This is a genomic window from Rothia sp. HMSC069C04 (assembly GCF_001812895.1).
GTDB lineage: Bacteria > Actinomycetota > Actinomycetes > Actinomycetales > Micrococcaceae > Rothia.
In genome coordinates this window covers 277,991-301,356 of sequence record NZ_KV810736.1, presented here as the reverse complement: position 1 = coordinate 301,356, position 23,366 = coordinate 277,991, and the positions used below count along the sequence as shown (strand labels likewise).

At 57.4% G+C, this 23,366-nt stretch carries 30 protein-coding genes; all 30 read left to right on the top strand.

Annotated elements, in window-relative coordinates; translation table 11 throughout:
- Window positions 1-15 precede the first annotated feature (15 nt).
- The 30 genes from rplB (at window position 16) to rplM (ending at window position 23,348) form a co-directional block, all read left to right on the top strand.
- Complete coding sequence (gene rplB, locus HMPREF2879_RS03940; RefSeq protein ID WP_005504961.1) at window positions 16-852, top strand: 50S ribosomal protein L2; 837 nt, start codon at window positions 16-18, stop codon at window positions 850-852.
- 12 nt (window positions 853-864) lie between these two features.
- A complete protein-coding gene (rpsS, locus tag HMPREF2879_RS03935) occupies window positions 865-1,146 on the top strand; it encodes a 30S ribosomal protein S19 (protein WP_004005282.1) in 282 nt (93 codons plus the stop codon).
- Window positions 1,147-1,206: 60 nt separating this feature from the next.
- Window positions 1,207-1,572 (top strand): 50S ribosomal protein L22, encoded by a 366-nt coding sequence (gene rplV, locus HMPREF2879_RS03930; protein ID WP_005504964.1) that lies wholly within the window; start codon window positions 1,207-1,209, stop codon window positions 1,570-1,572.
- Window positions 1,573-2,370 carry a 30S ribosomal protein S3 gene (gene rpsC / locus HMPREF2879_RS03925; RefSeq protein ID WP_005504966.1) on the top strand — a complete coding sequence of 266 codons (798 nt, stop codon included), beginning with the start codon at window positions 1,573-1,575 and terminating at the stop codon, window positions 2,368-2,370.
- Window positions 2,371-2,790, top strand: coding sequence for a 50S ribosomal protein L16 (gene rplP, locus HMPREF2879_RS03920; RefSeq protein ID WP_005504968.1), 420 nt, complete (start codon window positions 2,371-2,373; stop codon window positions 2,788-2,790).
- 5 nt (window positions 2,791-2,795) lie between these two features.
- Window positions 2,796-3,035: a 50S ribosomal protein L29 gene (rpmC, locus tag HMPREF2879_RS03915; protein WP_005504969.1), complete on the top strand. Its 240-nt coding sequence runs from the start codon at window positions 2,796-2,798 to the stop codon at window positions 3,033-3,035.
- On the top strand, window positions 3,032-3,304 hold the full coding sequence (rpsQ, locus tag HMPREF2879_RS03910; RefSeq protein ID WP_005508401.1) for a 30S ribosomal protein S17: 273 nt from the start codon (window positions 3,032-3,034) through the stop codon (window positions 3,302-3,304). The genes rpmC and rpsQ overlap by 4 nt, the downstream gene beginning before the upstream one ends.
- Before the next feature lie 473 nt (window positions 3,305-3,777).
- Window positions 3,778-6,495 (top strand): LPXTG cell wall anchor domain-containing protein, encoded by a 2,718-nt coding sequence (locus tag HMPREF2879_RS03905; protein ID WP_070634862.1) that lies wholly within the window; start codon window positions 3,778-3,780, stop codon window positions 6,493-6,495.
- Window positions 6,496-7,445: 950 nt separating this feature from the next.
- Window positions 7,446-8,636, top strand: coding sequence for a YncE family protein (locus HMPREF2879_RS03900; protein WP_049347277.1), 1,191 nt, complete (start codon window positions 7,446-7,448; stop codon window positions 8,634-8,636).
- 657 nt (window positions 8,637-9,293) lie between these two features.
- Window positions 9,294-9,665 (top strand): 50S ribosomal protein L14, encoded by a 372-nt coding sequence (gene rplN, locus HMPREF2879_RS03895; RefSeq protein WP_005504986.1) that lies wholly within the window; start codon window positions 9,294-9,296, stop codon window positions 9,663-9,665.
- A gap of 3 nt (window positions 9,666-9,668) precedes the next feature.
- Complete coding sequence (rplX, locus tag HMPREF2879_RS03890; protein ID WP_005504988.1) at window positions 9,669-10,004, top strand: 50S ribosomal protein L24; 336 nt, start codon at window positions 9,669-9,671, stop codon at window positions 10,002-10,004.
- A complete protein-coding gene (gene rplE, locus HMPREF2879_RS03885; protein WP_005505001.1) occupies window positions 10,004-10,564 on the top strand; it encodes a 50S ribosomal protein L5 in 561 nt (186 codons plus the stop codon). The genes rplX and rplE overlap by 1 nt, the downstream gene beginning before the upstream one ends.
- A gap of 73 nt (window positions 10,565-10,637) precedes the next feature.
- The gene (rpsH, locus tag HMPREF2879_RS03880) at window positions 10,638-11,036 is read left to right on the top strand and encodes a 30S ribosomal protein S8 (RefSeq protein ID WP_005505003.1); all 399 of its coding nucleotides are present in this window, start codon (window positions 10,638-10,640) and stop codon (window positions 11,034-11,036) included.
- A gap of 27 nt (window positions 11,037-11,063) precedes the next feature.
- Window positions 11,064-11,600: a 50S ribosomal protein L6 gene (rplF, locus tag HMPREF2879_RS03875; protein ID WP_005505004.1), complete on the top strand. Its 537-nt coding sequence runs from the start codon at window positions 11,064-11,066 to the stop codon at window positions 11,598-11,600.
- Window positions 11,601-11,602: 2 nt separating this feature from the next.
- Complete coding sequence (gene rplR / locus HMPREF2879_RS03870; protein ID WP_005505006.1) at window positions 11,603-11,962, top strand: 50S ribosomal protein L18; 360 nt, start codon at window positions 11,603-11,605, stop codon at window positions 11,960-11,962.
- A gap of 29 nt (window positions 11,963-11,991) precedes the next feature.
- Window positions 11,992-12,636: a 30S ribosomal protein S5 gene (gene rpsE, locus HMPREF2879_RS03865; protein ID WP_171840195.1), complete on the top strand. Its 645-nt coding sequence runs from the start codon at window positions 11,992-11,994 to the stop codon at window positions 12,634-12,636.
- Between the two features lie 2 nt (window positions 12,637-12,638).
- Complete coding sequence (rpmD, locus tag HMPREF2879_RS03860) at window positions 12,639-12,845, top strand: 50S ribosomal protein L30 (RefSeq protein ID WP_004005265.1); 207 nt, start codon at window positions 12,639-12,641, stop codon at window positions 12,843-12,845.
- Window positions 12,846-12,847: 2 nt separating this feature from the next.
- The gene (rplO, locus tag HMPREF2879_RS03855; RefSeq protein ID WP_005505008.1) at window positions 12,848-13,294 is read left to right on the top strand and encodes a 50S ribosomal protein L15; all 447 of its coding nucleotides are present in this window, start codon (window positions 12,848-12,850) and stop codon (window positions 13,292-13,294) included.
- A gap of 280 nt (window positions 13,295-13,574) precedes the next feature.
- Window positions 13,575-14,882: a preprotein translocase subunit SecY gene (secY, locus tag HMPREF2879_RS03850; RefSeq protein WP_012903060.1), complete on the top strand. Its 1,308-nt coding sequence runs from the start codon at window positions 13,575-13,577 to the stop codon at window positions 14,880-14,882.
- Window positions 14,879-15,442 (top strand): adenylate kinase, encoded by a 564-nt coding sequence (locus HMPREF2879_RS03845; protein WP_005505015.1) that lies wholly within the window; start codon window positions 14,879-14,881, stop codon window positions 15,440-15,442. Before secY ends, HMPREF2879_RS03845 begins: the two co-directional genes overlap by 4 nt.
- A 119-nt stretch (window positions 15,443-15,561) precedes the next feature.
- Window positions 15,562-16,401, top strand: coding sequence for a type I methionyl aminopeptidase (map, locus tag HMPREF2879_RS03840; RefSeq protein ID WP_049341779.1), 840 nt, complete (start codon window positions 15,562-15,564; stop codon window positions 16,399-16,401).
- Between the two features lie 124 nt (window positions 16,402-16,525).
- A complete protein-coding gene (gene rlmN, locus HMPREF2879_RS03835; RefSeq protein WP_044150213.1) occupies window positions 16,526-17,740 on the top strand; it encodes a dual-specificity RNA methyltransferase RlmN in 1,215 nt (404 codons plus the stop codon).
- A gap of 286 nt (window positions 17,741-18,026) precedes the next feature.
- Window positions 18,027-18,248, top strand: a complete 222-nt coding sequence (gene infA / locus HMPREF2879_RS03830) for a translation initiation factor IF-1 (protein ID WP_005505018.1) — start codon at window positions 18,027-18,029, stop codon at window positions 18,246-18,248.
- A 124-nt stretch (window positions 18,249-18,372) separates the two neighbouring features.
- Window positions 18,373-18,486, top strand: a complete 114-nt coding sequence (rpmJ, locus tag HMPREF2879_RS03825) for a 50S ribosomal protein L36 (protein WP_004005257.1) — start codon at window positions 18,373-18,375, stop codon at window positions 18,484-18,486.
- A gap of 179 nt (window positions 18,487-18,665) precedes the next feature.
- Complete coding sequence (rpsM, locus tag HMPREF2879_RS03820) at window positions 18,666-19,034, top strand: 30S ribosomal protein S13 (RefSeq protein WP_005505026.1); 369 nt, start codon at window positions 18,666-18,668, stop codon at window positions 19,032-19,034.
- 68 nt (window positions 19,035-19,102) lie between these two features.
- The gene (rpsK, locus tag HMPREF2879_RS03815) at window positions 19,103-19,510 is read left to right on the top strand and encodes a 30S ribosomal protein S11 (protein ID WP_005505028.1); all 408 of its coding nucleotides are present in this window, start codon (window positions 19,103-19,105) and stop codon (window positions 19,508-19,510) included.
- 138 nt (window positions 19,511-19,648) lie between these two features.
- Window positions 19,649-20,641: a DNA-directed RNA polymerase subunit alpha gene (locus HMPREF2879_RS03810; RefSeq protein ID WP_005505031.1), complete on the top strand. Its 993-nt coding sequence runs from the start codon at window positions 19,649-19,651 to the stop codon at window positions 20,639-20,641.
- 105 nt (window positions 20,642-20,746) lie between these two features.
- Window positions 20,747-21,400, top strand: a complete 654-nt coding sequence (gene rplQ / locus HMPREF2879_RS03805; RefSeq protein WP_005505032.1) for a 50S ribosomal protein L17 — start codon at window positions 20,747-20,749, stop codon at window positions 21,398-21,400.
- A 174-nt stretch (window positions 21,401-21,574) separates the two neighbouring features.
- Window positions 21,575-22,540 carry a tRNA pseudouridine(38-40) synthase TruA gene (truA, locus tag HMPREF2879_RS03800; RefSeq protein WP_070604078.1) on the top strand — a complete coding sequence of 322 codons (966 nt, stop codon included), beginning with the start codon at window positions 21,575-21,577 and terminating at the stop codon, window positions 22,538-22,540.
- Window positions 22,541-22,904: 364 nt separating this feature from the next.
- Window positions 22,905-23,348: a 50S ribosomal protein L13 gene (rplM, locus tag HMPREF2879_RS03795; RefSeq protein WP_005505035.1), complete on the top strand. Its 444-nt coding sequence runs from the start codon at window positions 22,905-22,907 to the stop codon at window positions 23,346-23,348.
- Window positions 23,349-23,366: the final 18 nt, after the last annotated feature.

Genomic DNA, 23,366 nt, shown 5'->3' with positions numbered 1-23,366 from the left:
GGAAGAAATATCTAAATGGGTATTCGTAAGTACAAGCCGACGACCCCGGGTCGCCGCGGTTCGAGCGTTGCTGATTTCTCCGAGATCACCCGCTCCACCCCGGAAAAGTCCCTGCTTCGTCCGCTTCACAAGACCGGCGGCCGTAACAACACCGGCCGCATCACCACCCGTCACAAGGGTGGCGGCCACAAGCGCCAGTACCGTCTGATCGACTTCCGTCGTCACGACAAGGACGGCGTTAACGCACGCGTTGCACACATCGAGTACGATCCCAACCGTACCGCTCGCATCGCGCTGCTGCACTACTTCGATGGTTCCAAGCGCTACATCATCGCTCCGAACAAGCTCGCTCAGGGCGACATCGTCGAGTCCGGCCCCGCAGCTGACATCAAGCCCGGTAACAACCTGCCCCTGCGCAACATCCCCGTTGGTACCGTGATTCACTGTGTCGAGCTCCGCCCCGGTGGCGGCGCAAAGCTGGCTCGTTCCGCAGGTGCTTCTGTACAGCTGGTTGCTAAGGAAGGTAAGTACGGTCAGCTCCGTCTGCCCTCCGGAGAAATCCGCAACGTGGATGTTCGCTGCCGCGCAACCGTTGGTGAAGTTGGCAACGCTGAGCAGTCCAACATCAACTGGGGTAAGGCAGGCCGTAACCGCTGGAAGGGCATCCGCCCGACCGTCCGTGGTGTGGTCATGAACCCGGTTGACCACCCGCACGGTGGTGGTGAAGGTAAGACCTCCGGTGGTCGTCACCCGGTTAACCCCAACGGTAAGCCCGAGGGTCGTACCCGCCGTCCCAACAAGGAAAGCGACAAGCTCATCGTTCGTCGCCGTCGTACTGGCAAGAAGCGCTAAGGAGCCTGAAACATGCCTCGTAGTTTGAAGAAGGGCCCTTTCGTTGATCAGCACCTCTACCTGAAGGTTGCAGCTCAGAACGAGAAGGGCACCAAGAACGTAATCAAGACTTGGTCGCGTCGCTCGATGATTATCCCCGACATGCTCGGTCACACCATCGCAGTGTACGACGGTCGCAAGCACGTGCCGGTGTTCATCACCGAGTCGATGGTTGGTCACAAGCTCGGTGAGTTTGCTCCGACCCGCACTTTCCGCAGCCACGTGAAGGACGACCGTAAGGGCAAGCGTCGCTAATCGGTTCACACCGATAAGCTAACGTTTCCCTTTCGGCAATAGACGAAAGAGAGATAGGCAATGGAAGCCAAGGCATCAGCGCGTTTCGTTCGCGTTACGCCTATGAAGGCCCGCCGTGTCGTCAACCTGATCCGTGGTAAGCAGGCGGAAGAGGCTCTGGCGATTCTGAAGTTCGCCCCCCAGGCAGCTTCGGAGCCGGTATACAAGATCGTTGCTTCGGCAGTAGCTAACGCTCGTCAGAAGGCAACCCAGCAGGGTCTGCCCTTCCGCGAGGAAGAGCTGTTCATCAGCGAAGCATTCGTGAACGAGGGCCCGACCATGAAGCGCATTCAGCCCCGCGCTCAGGGTCGCGCATACCGAATCAACAAGCGCACCAGCCACATCACCGTGGTAGTTGCTACCCCGGAGAAGGAGGAGGACCGCTAAATGGGTCAGAAAATTCACCCGAACGGTTTCCGACTGGGCATCACCACTGACCACGTCTCCAAGTGGTTCGCTGATTCCAACAAGCCCGGCGAGCGTTACGCTGACTTCGTCCGCGAGGACGTAAAGATCCGCGAGCTGCTGGCTAAGAACCTGGATCGCGCAGGCGTTGCAAAGGTCGAGATCGAGCGTACCCGTGACCGCGTGCGTGTGGACATTCACACCGCTCGTCCCGGTATCGTGATTGGCCGCCGTGGCGCAGAAGCAGACCGCATCCGCGGCGAGCTCGAGAAGCTCACCAACAAGCAGATTCAGCTGAACATCCTCGAGGTTGCTAACCCCGACCTCTCCGCTCAGCTGGTTGCACAGAGCATCGCAGAGCAGCTCGCATCGCGTGTTGCATTCCGCCGTGCAATGAAGAAGGCAATCCAGTCCGCACAGCGTGCAGGTGCAAAGGGTATCCGTATCCAGTGCTCCGGCCGTCTGGGTGGCGCTGAAATGTCCCGTTCCGAGTTCTACCGCGAAGGCCGTGTGCCCCTGCACACCCTGCGTGCGAACATCGACTACGGCTTCTTCGAGGCTAAGACCACCTTCGGTCGCATCGGCGTGAAGGTCTGGATCTACAAGGGCGACCTGACCGACAAGGAGCTGGCAGCTCAGCAGGCAGCAAACAACCGCCGTGGCAACCGCCGCGATGGTGACCGCCGCCGCCAGGGCAACCGTGGTCCTCGTCGCGAGCGCCGCAACGAGAACGCTTCGGCAAAGGTCGAGGCCAAGACTGCAGAGAACGGTGAGGCATAAATGCTTATTCCCCGTCGAGTAAAGTACCGCAAGCAGCACCACCCCAAGCGTAGTGGTCTCGCAAAGGGCGGCACCGAGGTTAGCTTCGGTGAGTGGGGCATTCAGGCCCTGTCGCCCGCATACGTGACCAACCGCCAGATTGAGGCTGCACGTATCGCAATGACCCGTCACATCAAGCGTGGCGGTAAGGTCTGGATCAACATTTATCCCGACCGTCCGCTGACCAAGAAGCCCGCTGAAACCCGTATGGGTTCCGGTAAGGGTTCGCCCGAGTGGTGGGTCGCAAATGTCAAGCCGGGTCGAGTCATGTTTGAACTCTCCGGTGTGTCCGAAGAAGTGGCTCGCGAGGCAATGCGCCTGGCAATCCACAAGCTCCCGATGAAGGCACGTGTTGTGCGTCGCCGCGAAGGTGGTGAATAAGCGAGATGGCAGTAGGATCCAAGGACCTGAGCATCGATAAGCTCGCAGAGCTCTCCAACGAAGAGCTGGCTGCAAAGCTGAGCGAAGCGAAGAAGGAACTCTTCAACATCCGCTTCCAGGAAGTCACCGGTCAGGCTAACGCAGGTCGTCGCCGCACTATCAAGCGCGACATCGCACGTATCTACACCGTGCTGCGTGAGCGCGAGCTCGGTATTCGTCCCGCAACTGAAGGTGAGTCCAAGTGAGTGAAGTAAAGAACGAAGAGCGCGGCTACCGCAAGACCCGCCGCGGCTACGTTGTCTCCGACAAGATGGACAAGACCGTTGTCGTCGAGGTCGAGGACCACGTGAAGCACGCACTGTACGGCAAGGTCGTTCGCCGTAGCTCCAAGATCAAGGCACACGATGAGCAGAACGCTGCTGGCATCGGTGACCTCGTTCTGATTGCAGAGACCCGTCCGCTGTCCGCTTCCAAGCGCTGGCGTATCGTGGAGATCATCGAGAAGGCTAAGTAAGCCCTTTTCATGACTCTCTGCTAGAGCAGTAAAAGAACCCCTCTCCTACTTCGGTGGGAGAGGGGTTCTTTGTGTTTTAACCTTTGTTAGGGAAAACTAGGGCGGGCGCCCTATGACATGGGCTAATAACAGACGCTAAGACAATATCTGTCATAAATGTCTTGATATGTCATACGAGAAAACAATATTTTTCTCTCGCGTTGATGGCGCAATCCACGAGTAGATGCTACTAGAGAAGAAAGCGCATGTGGAGGCGGAATTAGGGCGAAAAAATGAAAAGTAATACGTGAGTAAGGCGCATGGGGACTGCGGAATCCGATGAGCAGCACTTGAAAACAACCTGATTAGGGACTTATTATCAACTTTATAGTTGCTTAGCATAACCTTGCCTAATAATCAGTCGGGTGGCTTTGCACCTTCCGGAGGTTGCACGACCTTTGGAGAAGTACCACTACACATCATTGAGGATCAGCATGACTTCTTCACCCAAGCCCTCACGTAAGCTGCTCGCCATTGCTGGCGCACTTTCCGTTGTCGCAGGCTCTTTCGCTACCGTTCCCGCTACCTTTGCGGCAAACGTCTCCGCATCCGTTCCCGGCGGGAACTCCCAGAACTCCGCTGAGGAATGCCGCCACATTGCAGTGAGTGCTACCCAGTACCAGGGCTTGCCCGGCCAGTACCAGCTGGCATACTCGGCAGCAACCTCCTCCCTCTATACTTCCTTCTCCTCCGGACGCCCGCCGATTCTGACCGGTGGCGTCGGCACCTGGAACGTTGCATCCACCCCGAGCCTTGCCACTGTCTACCAGTTCCCGACCACCGACTTCACCGCACGTGGTGCTACCGCACCGACCGGTAAGCAGATCGAATCTCCCTACGGTATCGCTTACGATGAAGCAACCGGATACGTATGGGTGACCCAGACCCGCGTCAACAAGGTATCTGTCTTCGATCCCGCGACCAACAAGATTATTTGGAGTAGCGCAGAAGGCGACGTCAACCACCCTCGTGAGGTACGCATCGACCCCTCCAGCGGCAAGGTCTTTGTATCTGGCTCCGGCGGCATTAGTGTCTTCGACACCACTCGGCACGCCCTGGTCAAGAAGATTGAATTCACCGATGCCAAGGGCGAATCTGACATTGCAATGAACATGCACGTAGACTCCGCTGATGGCAAGCTCTACGCACCCTCCCTGAGTGCCGGCACCGTGAAGGTGATCGACACCAAGAGCTACGAAGTCGAGAAGACCATTCAGCTGCACAAGGAAAATGCTGAAGCTGCTCTGAACCCCTCGGACGTCACTATCGACAAGTCCCTGAAGGAAATCTACGTCAGCACCCAGGGTGACCGTAAGGGCACTAACTCCGGTATCACCGTCTACGACCTGGAAACTGGTGCCTACAAGAAGACCATTCCTTTCGGCAACCAGGCCCTCGCCCTCGCCTCCGACGAAGCCCGTGACCTGCTGTACGTGACCGATTACGGTACCGGCAACGTCGGTGTTGTTGATGCACGAACCGGCACCGTTGTTTCTCAGGTGTCTACCGGTGCGACCAGCGGCGCAAATGATGTTCTGGTCGCTGCAGACGGCAGTGTATACGCTGTAGCACGCAGCATCGAAGGCGCTTCCGCTATCGAAACCGACTACACCATCGATAAGACCACCGGCGAATACCGCACCTCTAGCACCGAGCCCAAGGGTAAGGACAACGCAGACTCCCCGATTACTCCCGGTGTCATGGTGAAGATCAACACCACCGTTGAAACCACCGCGAAGCCTGCTGCACAGACTTCTTCTGAAGAACTGGTGAAGACCTACGCCGACGGCGCTAAGCTCTACGCCGTGAAGGACTGGACCACCGGTGAAACCCTGAAGCTGCGTGGCGAAGGTTTCAAGACTCAGGACGGTTCAAAGGGCTCCGTACTCGCAGTCAAGCTGAACAAGGGCCGCATCTCCGCGAAGGAAGAGCCGAAGCTCAACGGTGCTGAGGGCAACAGCGCCGGCGTCTGGGCGTACATCCAGGCAGATGAGAATGGTAACTTCACCGCTGAGCTGCCGTACCCGACCACTGAAAACTCCAACCTGAAGGAAAACCTGAAGAGCGGCGATAAGGTATCTGTCTTCCTGCTCTCCGGCTCCATGGTTGAAGGCGATACCGCACGTGGTGGTGAAGCGCTCTCCGCAACTGTTGCAGAGAAGAAGGCAGACACCGCTACGACCTGCGCGCCGGCAGAAACTACCCAGGTCGCTGCTGCTCCCTCTGGCGTGATTACCACTTACCCCGCCGGCACTAAGCTGAGCCTGCCGGATAGCGAACAGCCCACTCCGGCTCCGAGCGAGTCTGCTAAGCCTGAGCCGACTACTCCGGCTCCGAGCGAGTCTGCTAAGCCCGAGCCGAGCACCCCGGCACCCTCCGAAAGCGCAAATTCCAATGAGGTTGTGCACGAGTACAAGGACGGCGCTAAGGTCTACTTCCCCAAGACTTGGGACGGCCAGAAGCTGACCTTCCGCGGTGAAGGCTTCAAGACTCTGGACGGTAAGGGCTCCGTTATCGCCGTCAAGCTGAACAAGGGCGCTATTTCTGCGAAGGTAGAGCCTAAGCTCGCAGGCGTTGAAGGCAATAGCGCAGGCATCTGGGCATACATCAAGGCGGACGAAAACGGTAACTTCACCGCAACCATCGACCGCCCCACCGTGGCAAACTCTAACCTGACTGAAGAACTGAAGACCGGCGATAGCGTTGCTATCTACCTGCTCTCCGGTTCCCTGACCGAGAACGATAACGTGCGCGGTGGTGTGGCTGCAGAATACACCTTCAGCGTTGACAACCAGGCACCTGCACCGAAGGCATCCGAATCGGCTAATGCACCTGTAACTAACCCCTCTGAGGCGCCTTCCGCACCGGCAGACTCCAAGGAACAGGTAAAGGAAAACGCTAAGGATCAGTCCAAGGCTCCCGCGGATTCTTTGAAGTCTGATGCTCAGAAGAAGGACAGCACTGCACCGAAGACCTCCGGCTCTTCGTCGCAGAACGTCACCTCTTCCAACAACGGCTCCACCGCTTCGAGCTCCTCGAAGTCTTCGCTGGCTAACACCGGTGCTTCGGGCGTCGTCGTTGCTGCAGGAATCGGCGTTCTTGCCCTGGTCGTTGGCGCAACCGTGCTGGTAGCACGTCGCCGCAAGGCATAGCCCGTACCCCACGGCAGCCCACGATACTACCGCTTGGCGGTAGCGAAAGAGGTAGAGCGGGATCTGCTAGATATTCAAGAACCCGCTTGACTCTCTGAAACTGCCGATAGGCGCTGAAAGGGGCGGTACCCATCGAACCGATGGGTACCGCCCCTATCGTTTTGCCTATACGTCTGTATTCGAGCGGAAGGCCTAGACCAGGATCAGAAGTAGTAGCGGGGGAGAGCGGAAGAGAAGCGGAGGAAGGGTGAAGCGCACCCTCTGCGCTCGCCCGCCCTTATTTGACGAGTTAACAGCCTGAAGAATGAAGTGCGGGATTCTAACGCCTCAAATACGAAGAAAACCCGCACCGAAGTGCGGGTTTAGTGTCAAAGCGAGGTTCGGTCCCTAGACAAACGGATTAGCGAGGAAAAAGGGACCCAAGAAATCTGTCCGATAAGGACCGAACCTCTTGTTTGACGCATGCGTCTCTTCTATTATGGTACATCTCGCTGATTTTCGCACCTTGAATCGCGATTTTTGCTAAAAAACTTGATTTTTGAAAAAACAACCCTTAATTTCTAAATTTTTAAGCAGATTTTTTCAGAACGCTGTTTTGAGGGGGTCAGAGGTGAAGAAATATTACAAAATCTATGGCTCTGGTCGACTCGATATAAGTCTTTTAGTTCTAGAAGATGCCGATAGTTCTAGATATATGTCTTTTATGCTAATTATGTTTAGATTGTAAAGCTTTCATGGGGTAAATTTGCCCCGCTCAGAGCCGGAGGGGAGAACAGCTCCGGATGCCAATATAGGACCTCTTGAGGATGAATTTCGTAGTGCATGGACTGCACTAGAAAAGCCTCAAAATGGTGGGCAAAGCGTAAGATATACAGCAGAAAGCTCCGGATGCTAAGCCCGCAAAATATAAGGTGAGCTAGCCTCCAAACTACACAACTCTGGAGATACTTATGGTTCCCCCTGTCGCAGGAGAAGAGCAGAAGAACGTGCCGGATGCTAAGCGTTTTTCCGTGGATCGTTCCGCGGGACTTGCTGGCCAGTATCAAGTGGCATACAACCCTGAAGAGAACGTTCTTTTTGTAAGTGGAAGCTATAACCACACAAAGACCCACGGCACTCTCTGCGCCACAATTGCTCGCATAAACGCGGATACCCTGCAGATTGAGCAGACGGCTACTCTGCCCGTTATCCCGGAAAATAACCCCGAACTAGCAAACCTCTTCCAGGTTCAAGCTGCCTATGGGTTAGCCGCAGACAATGAACGGGGGCTTCTCTGGACCGGAGGAACCCACACAAACTCGGTTACCGCATACTCCCAAAAGGACCTATCGCGCGTATGGGATTCTCTCGTTCTAGAAGTAGAGATGCTGACTCCGCGTGAGCTATACGTCGCACCCAACGGTGCCGTACTCGTTACCGGAATGGGCGGCTACCAGGTGATTTCTGCACCCACCGCAGAGGGGGAACGTAGGGTTAGCCCCCTTCAAGGGGAAGGCCCTGCCATGCTACTAGGACCCGTAGCGGACGAAAGCCGTAGCCTCCTGTACATCCCGAATATTATGCGAGATGAAATCTGGGTTGTGGATATGAATACCTGGGAGCTTGCACGCAAGCTGCCCGTAATTGGCGGGGAAGACGCCAATACTCCAGTCGGTGTTCACGGTGTGGAGATTGTTTCGACGCGCGGTGAACTATATGTCTCTGCGCAAGGGCGCGAGGGTAAGAATGGCGGTCTGTATGTTCTGAGCTTTGAGGGTGAGCACCTCGCTTATCTTCCGTTCGGAAAGATGCCCACCGATATCTTGCTCGATGCAGAACGTCACCTGCTCTATGTTGCTGATTTCGGTGGCAAGGGGGAGGCGGCAGTTGCTGGTGGCGGAACTATTACCGTCATTAATACGCTCAATCGAGCCATTATTGACACCGTGCAGGTGGCTCCCACCCGCATTAACCACCAGGTCCTGTTGAAGGACGGGAGTGTCATTGCTGTCGATAAAGCAGGAGACTACCCCGCAGCTGAGGTTCCCTACGTGCTGGATGCAAACTCTGGCGAATACTACGAGGCTGCAGAAGAGACTCGACCGGGAGAACCTCCTCGCCCTATCGTTCGTGACGGTATCGCGAAAGTATATATGCCCTAGCTGATGAGTGAAGAGCGGCTGAGCCGCCTATGTCGTGTCTGCTGTGCTCTCGCGTCGTATGCATGTTTGTGTAAGGAGCGGAACCGCGGTGATCTCCCGCCAGCCCCGCGGCAAGTCTGTCGTGGAGGGACATTAAAGCGTAGTAAAATATTAATATCTATCTTCTTTGTTTGACACATTGTTTGATAGATTTCTCGAGGCCCCTTCAGTTTCTTATGCGTCAGGAACTACACGAAGGGGCCTCCTGCTTTAAGTGTCAAATAAGGGGCCTTCTCAATCGATGGTGATGTGGGGTATGGGGTTTTTGCTCTCTAAGCCCGGCTATCCCCAGAGATAGGGTGGAGGAGACTGAAATCATAGTCGGCAAACTCTTGCGCTACATACCTGCTTCCTGTACAGTGTTAAGACTGTGTGGCTGTATCCAAATAGCCGCACAACCACGGGCTTCTCGTGCCAGTGCATAATGCCGCTATTTACGGGTGGGATACGCCCGCTTCACGCGGGTCCAAATGCTTCTGGCATGGGTTTGCCCCAGGCGTTTCCGCTAACCCCTTCCATAGAGTTGGGGCCCGGGGCGTCAACCAATCCCGTAAAAATGTTCCGCAAGGCTGGCTCGCGCCTAAAGCGAGTCGGAACCGGCGAGACGACAGGAGAAATATGATTCAGCAGGAGTCGCGACTGAAGGTCGCCGACAACACTGGTGCGAAGGAAATCCTGACCATCCGTGTTCTCGGTGGTTCCTCGCGTCGCTACGCAGGCATCGGCGACATCATTGTCGCAACCGTCAAGGATGCAATCCCCGGCGGTACCGTAAAGAAGGGTGACGTTGTTAAGGCAGTCGTCGTCCGCACCAAGAAGGAAACCCGTCGTCCCGACGGCTCCTACATCAAGTTCGACGAGAACTCCGCAGTGATCCTGAAGAACACTGATGGTGATCCCCGTGGTACCCGTATCTTCGGCCCCGTGGGTCGTGAGCTTCGCGACAAGAAGTTCATGAAGATCGTTTCGCTGGCTCCGGAGGTGCTCTAATTCATGGCTAAGATCAAGTCCGGCGACCTGGTTCAGGTTATTTCCGGTGCAGATAAGGGCAAGCAGGGCAAGGTTCTGAAGGTTCTCCCCAAGGAAAACCGTGTGATTGTTGAGGGCGTCAAGGTCGTCACCAAGCACACCAAGGCTAACCCCCTGACCGGCGCAGCAGGCGGCATTCAGAAGGTTGAGGCACCGATCCACGTTTCTAACGTTGCGATTGTTGACCCCGAGACCAAGAAGCCGACCCGTGTTGGTTTCCGCCTCGAGACTGTAGAGCGTGACGGCAAGGAGCGCACCGTTCGCGTGCGCGTTGCTAAGCGTTCGGGTAAGGACATCTAATGACCGAAACCAAGATCACCCCCCGCTTCAAGACCAAGTACGCTGAGGTCGTCGTTCCCGCTCTGCAGGAAGAGTTCAAGTACGAGAACGTCATGCAGACCCCGAAGATCGTTAAGGTCGTCGTAAACATGGGTGTTGGCGAGGCAGCTCGCGACGCAAAGCTCATGGACGGCGCAATCCGCGATCTCACCGCAATCACCGGTCAGAAGCCGATTGTTACCCGCGCTAAGAAGTCCATCGCACAGTTCAAGCTGCGCGAAGGTATGCCCATCGGCGCACACGTCACCCTGCGTGGCGACCGCATGTGGGAATTCCTGGACCGCCTCGTCACCCTGGCGCTGCCCCGAATCCGCGACTTCCGCGGCCTCTCGGACCGCCAGTTCGACGGTAATGGTAACTACACCTTCGGTCTGACCGAGCAGTCCATGTTCCACGAAATCGATCAGGACTCGATCGACCGCGTGCGTGGTATGGACATCACCGTGGTGACCTCCGCGAAGACCGACGAAGAAGGCCGTGCAATCCTGAAGGCACTGGGCTTCCCGTTCAAGACCAACTAACGACTACGTTGTAGGTCCAGACCCCGTTACCGCGGGGTAGGGAAACCACAACGAGGAAGGGCTAAAGCCCACAATGACTATGACTGATCCGGTCGCAGATATGCTGACCCGTTTGCGTAACGCAAACTCCGCATACCACGACACCGTATCCATGCCCTACTCCAAGCTGAAGGCTCGCATTGCTGAGATCCTGAAGGCTGAGGGCTACATCGCCGACGTGAAGGTTGAGGATGCAAAGGTCGGCAAGACCCTGACCCTCGTCCTCAAGTACGGTCCGTCCCGCGAGCGTTCCATCGCTGGCGTGCGTCGTATTTCCAAGCCGGGCCTGCGTACCTACGCAAAGTCCACCAACCTGCCCCAGGTTCTGGGTGGCCTCGGCATCGCAATCCTGTCCACCTCTTCGGGTCTGCTCACTGACAAGCAGGCTGCGAAGAAGGGCGTGGGCGGCGAAGTCATCGCTTACATCTGGTAGTCGGTTAGAAGAGAAAGGAAGAGAATAATGTCACGTATTGGACGTCTCCCCATCTCGGTTCCCGCCGGCGTTGAGGTTAAGGTCGATGGCAACCTGGTTACCGTTAAGGGCCCGAAGGGCGAGCTCTCCCACAAGGTAGCTTCCCCCATCACCGTGGCTCTGAACGAAAACGAGATCGTTGTATCTCGTCCGAACGACGAGCGCCTGTCTCGCTCGCTGCACGGTCTGACTCGTACCCTGATTCAGAACCTGATTATCGGCGTTACCTCCGGCTACGAAAAGAAGCTGGAAATCGTTGGTACCGGTTACCGTGTGACCCCGAAGGGTAACGACCTGGAGTTCGCTCTGGGCTACTCCCACCCGATCAACATCACCGCTCCCGAGGGTATTACCTTCGCAGTGGAGGGTGCTAACAAGCTGACCGTGTCGGGTATCGACAAGCAGCTCGTTGGTCAGGTTGCAGCAAACATTCGTGGTCTGCGTAAGCCCGATCCCTACAAGGGTAAGGGTGTTCGCTACGCAGGTGAGCACATCCGCCGCAAGGTCGGAAAGGCTGGTAAGTAAACATGGCTATCAAGTCGAAGGCAGCGCAGCGTGCACGTCGTCACGCTCGCATCCGCAAGTACGTTTCGGGTACCGCTGCGCGTCCGCGCCTGTGCGTCACCCGTTCGACCCGTCACATGTTCGTTCAGGTTATCGACGATGTCAAGGGCGTAACCCTGGCATCCGCTTCCACCATGGAAGCAGAGCTGCGTGCAGCTGACCTGGACAAGACCGCTAAGGCAAAGCGCGTTGGTGAGCTCGTAGCAGAGCGCGCCAAGGCAGCTGGTGTTGAGGCAGTCGTGTTCGACCGCGGTGGTAACAAGTACCACGGCCGTGTTGCAGCCGTTGCTGACGGTGCACGCGAGGGAGGTCTTGCACTCTAATGAGCGAGCAGAACGTAAAGGAAACTCAGGTGAGCGAAGCAGTAGTAGCTGAAACCGCTGAGACCTCCAACCAGCGCGAGGAGCGCCGCAACAACCGCGGCGAGCGTCGTGGCCGTGGTGAGCGCCGTAACAACCGCGCTCGCGAGGAGGAGAAGGACAAGTACATCGAGCGCGTTGTGACCATCAACCGCGTTTCCAAGGTCGTCAAGGGTGGTCGTCGCTTCAGCTTCACCGCACTGGTCGTCGTTGGTGACGGTAACGGCCTGGTCGGCGTTGGCTACGGTAAGGCTAAGGAAGTTCCCGCAGCAATCTCCAAGGGTGTCGAGGAAGCAAAGAAGAACTTCTTCCGCGTTCCCCGCATCGAAGGCCGCACCATCCCGCACCGTGTGCAGGGTGAGGCAGCTGCAGGCGTTGTGATGCTCCGCCCGGCAACCGCTGGTACCGGTGTTATCGCAGGTGGCCCCGTGCGTGCAGTACTCGAGTGCGCAGGCATTCACGACGTGCTGTCCAAGTCGCTCGGTTCCTCCAACCAGATCAACATCGTTCACGCAACTGTTGCAGCACTCAAGGAGCTCGAGGAGCCCCTGGCAGTGGCAGCCCGCCGTGGCCTGCCCACCGATGAGGTTATCCCCAGCTACCTGCGCAACACCAAGTCTGAAAAGGCAGGTGCGTAGTAATGGCCAAGCGTATTCAGCCCAGCGACGCAAAGCTGGAAATCACCCAGGTCAAGTCCTATGTTGGTCAGAAGCAGAACATGCGCGACACCCTGCGTTCCCTGGGCCTCAAGCGCCCCGGCAACAAGGTAGTCCGCACTGCTGACCCCGTCACCGTTGGCATGGTTAACACCGTTGCTCACCTGGTGAAGGTTGAGGAGGTCAAGTAAAGATGGCAGAAGCTATCAAGATTCACGATCTGCGCCCGGCACCGGGTGCCCACAAGGCAAAGACCCGCGTTGGCCGCGGTGAAGGCTCCAAGGGTAAGACCGCAGGTCGCGGTACCAAGGGTACCAAGGCACGTTACCAGGTTCGTGCAGGCTTCGAAGGCGGCCAGCTGCCGCTGCACATGCGCCTGCCGAAGCTGCGCGGCTTCAAGAACCCCTTCCGCACCGAGTACCAGGTTGTTAACCTGGACCGCATCCAGGAACTGTTCCCCAACGGTGGCGACGTCACCGTCGAGGCACTGGTTGCTAAGGGTGCCGTTCGCAAGAACGAGCTCGTGAAGGTTCTGGGCAACGGCGAAATCTCCGTCAAGGTGAACGTTGTTGTTGACAAGGCATCGGCTTCCGCTATTGAGAAGATCGAGGCCGCTGGCGGTTCTGTAACCGTTAAGTAGTCTTCAAGACGAGAAAGCCCCCGTCCGTACACTGTACGGCGGGGGCTTTTTGCTGCTCGGAAAGACTCACAACGGGATATATTCCTGTATTCGTATATTTGAACGCTTGGTGTGCGCCACATTTGGCGTTCAAAAATCACGCTAAGAGAATATAAAAGCTACATAATCTGCTAGGGAGTTATCGTTACCCGCTCCAAACACGATAGACTGGAAGATGTGTTTACTGCGCCCTAAAACTCTTTGAGAGGGATGGGCGCCCCATAGACTTACAGGAGGACATGTGCTGAGCGCATTCGGGCGAGTCGTCAAGACCGCCGATTTGCGGCGTAAGCTGCTGTTTACCCTGGCAATGATTGTGCTGTACCGCGTGGGCACTTTCATCCCCGCGCCAGGCGTTTCCTACGGAAATGTACAGCAGTGTCTGAACGCCAATGTTACAAGCGGTGGCGTCTACGATATCGTCAACCTCTTCAGTGGTGGCGCACTGCTGCAGCTTTCGATCTTTGCCCTCGGCGTGATGCCGTACATTACCGCGTCCATTATCATCCAGCTGCTACGCGTGGTCATCCCGCGATTCCAGGAGCTGCACGATGAGGGCGCGCAGGGTCAGGCAAAGCTCACCCAGTACACCCGCTACCTGACCATCGCTCTTGCTCTGCTGAATGCAACCACCATCGTCTCGATGGCACGCTCTGGCGTTCTGCTGGGTAACTGCCCGGGCATCATCCCCCAGGACGACGTACTGCACATCCTGCTGATTATCGTCACCCTGTGTGCAGGTACCACCGTCATCATGTGGATGGGTGAGCAGATTACCGAGCGTGGCGTCGGCAACGGTATGTCCCTGCTGATCTTCACCTCCATCGCTTCCTCCTTCCCGAGCGCTCTGGGCTCCATCCAGCGCACCCACGGTTGGGGTATCTTCGCGGCTGTCTGCGGTATTGGCCTGCTGGTCATGCTTGCCGTGGTCTACGTGGAACAGTCCGTTCGCCGTATCCCCGTGCAGTATGCAAAGCGCATGATTGGTCGACGCACCATTGGCGGCACCAGCACCTACATCCCGCTGAAGGTCAACATGGCCGGCGTGATCCCGCTGATCTTCGCGTCCTCCCTGCTGACCCTGCCCGGCCTGATTGCCCAGTTCAACACCCCCACCGACGGCTCCACCCCGCCGGACTGGGTCAACTGGATTAACGCATACCTGGTGCGCGGCGATCACCCGCTGTACATTGCTCTCTACTTCTTCATGATTATTGGCTTCGCGTACTTCTACGTGGCGGTCACCTTCGACCCGGTAGAAGTAGCGGACAATATGAAGAAGTACGGTGGCTTCATTCCCGGCATCCGTGCGGGTAAGCCCACCGCGCGTTACCTCAGCTACGTACTCAACCGAATTACGTTGCCTGGCGCACTTTACCTGGGTGTAATTTCCATGATTCCCCTGGTAGCGCTTATCCTATTCAACGCAAACCAGAATTTCCCGTTCGGCGGCGCCTCGCTGCTGATCGTGGTGGGTGTTGGTCTTGATACTCTCAAGCAGATCAACGCTCAGCTCCAACAACGAAACTACGAAGGACTGCTCCGATGAACCGTCTGCTCATCGTCGGCCCTCCCGGTGCAGGTAAGGGCACCCAGGCCGTCAAGATCGCTGAAGCGCTGAAGATTCCCGCGATTTCCACCGGTGATATCTTCCGTAAGAACATCAAGGAAGAGACCGAGCTGGGCAAGGAAGCGAAGTCGTACATCGACTCCGGCAACCTGGTTCCCGACTCTGTCACCAACAACATGGTGCGCGCACGTCTGGAGGAAAGCGACGTCGTCAACGGCTTCCTGCTCGACGGCTACCCCCGCAACACCTCCCAGGTGCACGAGCTAGACTCCATCCTCGAAGCCAAGGGTGAGAAGATCGATCGAGTTCTCCTGCTGGTTGCAGACAACGACGAACTCGTTGAGCGTCTGCTCAACCGCGCAGCAGAGCAGGGTCGTACCGATGACAACGAAGAGGTCATTCGTCACCGCCTGAAGGTCTACGAAGAAGAGACCGCACCGCTGATCGCAATCTACCGCGAACGCGGCATCGTCAAGGAAGTTAACGGCCTCGGCGAGATTGCTGAAGTCACCGAGCGCATCCTCGACGCTCTGAAGTAATCTTCTGCTGTACCCCCGCAATTTGAGGTGCATGATGCATCACAAAGACTTGCGGGGGTACAGTGCTGTCTGTAGAGTTCTAAGCTTGGGCGCACCGCCCCTATACCTAAGGAGCCAGAATGGCACGAGTCGAAATTAAAACCAATGCACAGCTTCAGCAGATGGCTCGTGCAGGAGTCATCACCAGCCGCGCGCTCGATGCGGCAGTGGCGGCAGCTCGCCCCGGCGCAACCACCGCAGAGGTGAACGCCGCTTTTGAACGCACCATGCTGGAACTGGGTGGCACCTCCAACTTCTACGGCTACTACGACTACCCGGCAACCGTATGCACCTCCGTCAACCATGAGGTCGTTCACGGCATCCCCGGCGACTACGTGCTCAAGGACGGCGACATCCTTTCTATCGACGGTGGCGCATACGTTATCGACCCCGCAACCAACCGCCAGTGGCACGGCGACTCGGCACGTACTGTGCTGGTCGGTGACAATGTGAGCGAAGCACGCGCAGAGCTCTCCGCCGTCACTCGCGAGGCAATGTGGCACGGCATCGCCGCTCTGGCAACCGCAAAGAAGGTCGGCGAAATCGGCCTTGCCATCGAAGCATATGTGACCGAAGAATACGGCGATAAGTACGGCATTATTGAAGACTACGTGGGCCACGGCATCGGTTCCCAGATGCATATGGCACCGGACGTACTGAACTACGCAGTGCGTGACATGGGGCCGAAGATCAAGCCCGGCATGGCTTTCGCTATTGAGCCGATGCTTGTGACTGGTTCCATCGAGACCAAGGTGCTCTCCGACGACTGGACCGTTGTAACCGTTGACGGCTCCGATGCCTGCCAGTGGGAGCACTCCGTTGCTGTGCATAGCGAAGGTATCTGGGTCCTGACTGCAGAAGACGGTGGTGCAAGCGAACTTGCTCGCTTTGGCGTAACCCCGGTTCCGATCCCCGCCTAAGTCCCACCACTAGGGGAGGGGTATCCACCTTTAGCTGCCCCACCTCCACCCGAAGAAACCGGCGAATCCGGTCCGGTGCGTGATAGCGCATCCGAAAGCATCCACATCACAAGGAAGAAGCTCCATGAGCGAAACTCTCAATAGCGGCGAGGCAACCGCACCCGCTGCGACCAAGGTGCCGGTTGAAATCTCGAACGTTCGCCCCGCACCCGGCCAGATTGCCCTGAAAGCACCGCGCCGTGCGAAGCCGCCCAAGCATATCGCTGACTTCGACATGGCTGGCCGCCGTGAATTTCTGAAGGAACTTGGCTACCAGTCGTTCCGTGCATCCCAGCTGTCCAAGCACTATTTTGAGCGTCTGGTCACTGACCCCGCTGAGATGACTGACCTGCCGGCTAAGGACCGCGAGCAGATGGTTGCACAGGCGATGCCTCAGCTTCTGACCCCGGTCCGTACCCTCGAGGCTGACGGTGGCGACACCCTGAAGGTTGTGCACCGCCTCTTTGATGGTGCGCTCATTGAGTCTGTCATCATGCGTTATGACAACCGCGTGACCATGTGCATCTCTTCGCAGGCTGGCTGCGGTATGAACTGCCCCTTCTGTGCGACCGGTCAGCAGGGTTTGACTCGCAACCTGTCCACCGCGGAAATTGTGGAGCAGGTCGTTGCCGGTGCCCGCTACCTGAAGCAGATGAAGGGCCTGGAAGAAGCAGAAGGCGGTTCTGAGGATACTCGTCCGCTGCGTGTTTCCAATATTGTCTTCATGGGTATGGGCGAGGCGCTTGCTAACTACAAGGCAACCATGGGTGCTGTGCACCGCCTGATTGACCCTTCGCCCGAGGGCCTCGGTATTTCTGCTCGCGGTCTGACCATGTCGACCGTGGGCCTGGTGCCGGGTATTCGTAAGTTTGAGCTGGAGAAGTTGCCCATTACTTTGGCGCTGTCTCTGCACGCTCCGGATGATGAGCTGCGTGATGAGCTGATCCCGATTAACCAGCGCTGGAAGGTCGACGAGACTCTGGACGCTGCGTACGACTACTACCGTACGACCGGCCGCCGCGTCTCCATTGAGTACGCGCTGATTCGCGATATTAACGATCAGGGCTGGCGTGCGGATCTGCTCGGTAAGAAGCTGGCGCAGCGCGGCCGTGGTTGGGTGCACGTGAACCCGATTCCGCTGAACCCGACCCCGGGTTCGAAGTGGACGGCATCCCGTAAGGGCGTTGAGCAGAACTTTGTGGAGCGTCTGCGTGCCCACGGTATTCCGACGACTATTCGTGATACTCGCGGTTCCGATATTGATGGAGCATGCGGTCAGCTTGCCGCTAAGGAAGACTAAGCAGTTGAGCTGTGACCGGTGAACGGTGCCCCTTTCCTGCGGAGGGAAGTCAATAAGACTTTCAGGAACGTGGGGGAGGGGCTTCTTCCTTTTAAACATTAAGTGCCTGATGTCATAAAAATCACGGTTGTTTTTCCACGGCCTTTGCCGTAGAGTTAACAGTTGGTTGTTTGTGCCAGTGTTAAGTGCGCCTTAAAACGCCCTATCGCCTCACCGAGGTGAGCTCACAAACAGAAGATACAATTGCCCGCCGCACCTGCGACGGGCACCGACGTTAGCGGAGGATATGGCTAAGAAAGACGGCGTCATCGAGATTGAAGGCTCTGTGGTTGAAGCTCTGCCCAACGCGATGTTCCGTGTTGAGCTGGATAACGGCCACAAGGTTCTCGCACACATCTCGGGCAAGATGCGTCAGCACTACATTCGCATCCTGCCTGAGGACCGAGTAGTAGTGGAACTGAGCCCCTACGACCTTTCCCGAGGTCGTATCGTCTACCGTTACAAGTAAACCCGAGATAAACGTCGCCCCTGGCGGCGTTTAAATCGTGTTCAAAGGGATAACGCAGTTCCCCAACGTAAGTGAGGGAACCTCTTATCTCGCCAGTAATCAAGTTGCAATCAAAAGGAATGCGATGAAGGTCAAGCCGAGCGTTAAGCCGATCTGCGATAAGTGCAAGGTGATCCGCCGTCACGGTGTGGTCATGGTGATCTGCGAAAACCCGCGCCACAAGCAGCGCCAGGGCTAATCCCTAGCAGCTGACTTCATAACCGCCCCAACAGGGGGCGGAATTGTCATAGGCACCGCTCCGAAGCAACGCCCACGAGGCGACTTCGGATACCTCCGGACTCAGAGGCCGGGGACCGGGTCAGAACAACCCGGGCAGTGATGCTATAGACCTCTGGAAAACAACAAGGAGAAGCCAGTATGGCACGTCTCGCTGGAGTTGATATTCCCCGCGAAAAGCGCGTGGAAGTTGCTCTCACTTACATCTACGGCGTGGGCAAGACCCGTGCACACGAAACCCTCGCTGCTACCGGCGTCAACCCTGACACCCGCGTCAAGGACCTGACTGACCAGGAGCTCGTGGCACTTCGTGACTTCATCGAAGGCAACTACAAGGTTGAAGGTGATCTTCGCCGCGAGGTTGCAGCTGACATCCGCCGTAAGGTTGAAATCGGTTCCTACCAGGGTCTGCGCCACCGCCGCGGCCTGCCGGTTCACGGTCAGCGCACCAAGACTAACGCACGTACCCGCAAGGGCCCGAAGCGTACCGTCGCAGGTAAGAAGAAGTAAGCAACGTTGCTCTGTTGGATATCTCTATCCGACCAACGTATTAGAAAACCTTTGTAGGAGAATCAAAAATGCCTCCCAAGACTCGCGCTGCGGCAGCTCGTAAGACCAACCGCCGCAAGGTTAGCAAGAACATCGTTGCTGGTCAGGCTCACATCAAGTCGACCTTCAACAACACCATCGTCTCCATCACCGATCCCACCGGTGCAGTGATCTCCTGGTCCTCCGCTGGCGACATGGGCTTCAAGGGCTCCCGTAAGTCCACCCCCTACGCCGCACAGCTGGCTGCTGAGGCTGCTGCAAACCGCGCCAAGGAGCACGGCGTCCGCAAGGTTGACGTGTTCGTCAAGGGCCCTGGTTCCGGTCGCGAAACCGCAATCCGCTCCCTGCAGGCTGCAGGCCTCGAGGTCGGTTCGATCCAGGACGTTACCCCCGTTGCACACAACGGTTGCCGTCCCCCGAAGCGCCGCCGCGTCTAATTAGGTCCCTGACCTAATCCCTCGACGGGTACGCTCCACGGAGCTGTACCCGGAGAGTACAGACACCCGTCTGCTTCCTAAGATATGTTTTCCCCAACCTGTGGGCTCATATAGCGGAGCTCACCGAAAGGAAACAAAGTGCTTATTGCACAGCGCCCCACTCTGACTGAAGAGGTCGTAGCGCCCAACCGCTCGCGCTTCACCATCGAGCCTCTGGAGCCCGGTTTCGGCTACACCATGGGTAACTCCCTCCGCCGTACTCTGCTGTCCTCCATCCCCGGCGCCGCTGTTACCAGCGTCCGCATTGATGGCGTACTGCACGAGTTCAGCACCGTTCCCGGCGTGACCGAGGACGTCACTGAGATCATCTTGAACATCAAGAAGCTCTCCATCTCTTCTGAGAACGACGAGCCCGTCGTGGCCTACCTGCGCAAGCAGGGCGAAGGTGAACTGACCGCAGGCGACATCGAGGTTCCCGCTGGCGTGGAGATCCACAACCCGGAACTGCACCTGGCAACCCTGAACGCCTCGGCAAACTTCAACGCTGAGCTGGTTATCGAGCGCGGTCGCGGCTACGTGACTGCAGCTCAGAACAAGGTCGGCGATGGCGAGATTGGCCGTATCCCGGTTGACTCCATCTATTCCCCGGTTCTGAAGGTTACCTTCAGCGTGAACGCGACCCGTGTTGAGCAGCGCACCGACTTCGACAGCCTGACCCTGGACGTCGAAACCAAGGAAGCCATCGCACCGCGTGACGCCGTTGCTTCTGCAGGCAGCACCCTGGTCGAGCTCTTCGGCCTGGCACGTGAGCTGAACATTGCAGCTGAGGGTATCGAAGTTGGCCCGTCGCCCGCCGACGAGTCCATGGCCGCTGATCTGGCGCTGCCGATCGAGGACCTGAACATGTCCGTCCGCTCCTACAACTGCCTCAAGCGCGAGGGTATCCACACCGTGGGTGAGCTCGTGACCCGCAGTGAAGCTGACCTGATGGACATCCGTAACTTCGGTGCTAAGTCCATTGACGAGGTCAAGGCAAAGCTCATCGAGCTCGGCCTGGCCCTGAAGGACTCCCCTCCCGGTTTCGAGCCTGCTGCACGCCCGCTTGATGACGAAGACGGTTCCGGCGAATAATTTCGACCGAATAGTTCACCCGGTTCCACCGGGATCAGTCAAACTTGATTCCCTAAGAGGCTCCGCTGCTGGGGCGTTAGGGAACGCAACTATGGAGATTTAACTATGCCTACTCCCACTAAGGGTCCCCGCCTCGGCGGTTCCCCGACCCACGAGCGCCACATGCTCAACAACCTGTCGGCGCAGCTGTTCCAGCACAAGCGCATCACCACCACCCTGACCAAGGCAAAGCGCCTGCGTCCGGTGGCAGAGCGCTTCATCACCTTCGGTAAGAAGGGCGACCTGGCTGCTCGCCGTCGCGTGCTGCGTTCCATCACCGACAAGTCCGTCGTGCACGAGCTCTTCACCGTTATTGCTCCGGCAATGGCAGAGCGCCCCGGTGGTTACACCCGCATCATCAAGATCGGTAACCGTAAGGGTGACAACGCTCCCATGGCAGTCATCGAGCTCGTCATGGAGCCCGTTGCAACCAAGGGTGCAGTTGCTGAGGCAACCAAGGTTGCTGAGAAGGCAGCTGAGGCTCCCAAGGCTGAAGCAGCTGAGGGCCTGCCCGCAGGTTCTCACGCACCCCTGGAGTCCGGCGAGGCTCCCGAGGGCTTCGAGGTTAAGGGTAACGCCGATTCCATGAAGTACCACGTGCCCGGTTCCCGCTGGTACTCCAGCACCAAGGCTGAAATCTGGTTCGACTCCGCTGAGTCGGCAGAGGCTGCAGGTTACGCCCCCGCAGGTGGCGCAGCAGCACAGAAGGTTTCCGAGTAATACGGATCCCAGCTGATTTAGGCTAAGCCTAAAATATGTCAATCCGCCGTCCACTGTTGTGGGCGGCGGATTGGTGTATCTGCATACTTAACGAGGAGACGGTTCTTTGCGCATTCGCTATACAAGAGCCGGCCCGTATTCTTCAACCGTCCTTTACCGCTGAAAGGCACACCAATGCATAACGCTACTGCTTTAGAGAACCGTGAAGCGCAGCCCTTCACTGCTACGCACCGCGTGCGTATTGATTGTGCCTACGACGGTTCTCTTTTTAGCGGGTGGGCTGCCCAACCGAACCTAGTTACCGTGCAGGGGGTCATTGAGAACGCCCTTGAACTGATTTTGCGGGCGCCTCACCGCGTGGTGGTCGCGGGCCGAACCGATGCCGGTGTGCATGCGGAAGCCCAGACCCTGCATTGCGATTTGAACGATGAGGATTGGACTCGCCTGCAAGGTCGAACGGGGGAGGACGACCCGACGGCTGCCCTGGGGCGCCGCCTCACCGGCGCTCTTCAGCGTTGTCTTTACGATGCGGAAGAGCAGTTGAACTTGCCGAAGAATGTCCGCGGCATTTTGCAGGGCGCTATTCAGATCCACCGCGTGACTGGGGTTCCCTTCGATTTTGATGCGCGCTTCTCGGCTACCGGTCGCCGCTACGTATATCGCATTGCAGATGGCGCGGCGGACGGTCTTAATCCTCTGCACCGTACCTACACCTGGGCGGTACCTGAGCACCTGGATTGTGCTGATCTTAACCAGTCGGCGCAGCAGCTACTCGGCCTGCGTGATTTTCTCTCCTTCTGCAAGCCGCGTGAAGGCGCGACCACGATTCGTGAGCTGCGAGAGCTTAGCTTCACTCGTGCTGAAAGTGGCCTTATTGAGGTGCGTGTGGTGGCTGATGCCTTCTGTCATCACATGGTGCGTTCACTTGTGGGTGCGTTGGTGCTCTACGGCACGGGTAAACGTGACGCGGCCTGGTTGCGTGAGCGGATCGAGAACCCGGGACGCGAAGCTTCGCTGACTCTTGCGCCTCCGCATGCTCTGGCACTAGCTGAGATTTACTACCCTGCCCCGGAGTTGTATGGAGAGCAGGCGGAACGTGCTCGAGCAAAGCGAGAGGACCACGAAGCGCAGAGCGCTTAACGCCCTGTATATATTGAGCCCCGTCACACGCCGGAAGTGATGAGGGGCTCAACGGAGGAGCGCAATCGTCGAGGGTGAATTACACGGATGGAATTTAAAATGTGTTTAAGACAAAAAAGCCCTATTTTTAAGGCTTTGGCGGTGGATTAAGCACTCGACGTCCTGTATAGTCTTGATATGTTGTGCGTGTTCTACCCGAGCGCGCTCTAAATCGCTGTCTAGTTGCAGGACGTTAAGGCGGTCTAGAGTACGGGCAGAACGGGCGGCAGCTCGGTCCTCACCCGGGTGTTCGTCATGCACGTAAGTAAAAGGCGCGATACCCAACTAAGCGCCGTATGTACATTTCGAGACAAAGGCCAATATTTTGCGCACTTATACTCCCAAGCCCGGCGAAGTCGAGCGCCAGTGGCACGTCATTGACGCCACCGACGTTGTTCTCGGCCGCCTCGCAAGCCAGACCGCTATCCTGCTGCGCGGTAAGCACAAGCCGACTTTTGCTCCCCACGTTGACACCGGTGACTTCGTTATCATCGTGAACGCTGAGAAGGTCGCCCTGACCGGTGCAAAGCTCGAGCAGAAGCGTGCATACCGCCACTCGGGTTACCCCGGCGGTCTGAAGTCCGTGAACTACGCAGAGCTGCTTGAGACCAACCCCGTTCGCGCGGTTGAGAAGGCTGTCAAGGGCATGCTGCCCAAGAACAAGCTTGCTGCACAGCAGCTCAAGAAGCTGAAGGTCTACGCTGGCCCCGAGCACCCGCACGCGGCACAGCAGCCCAAGACCTACGAATTCAACCAGGTCGCCCAGTAATTCGGGCCTACGAGAAAC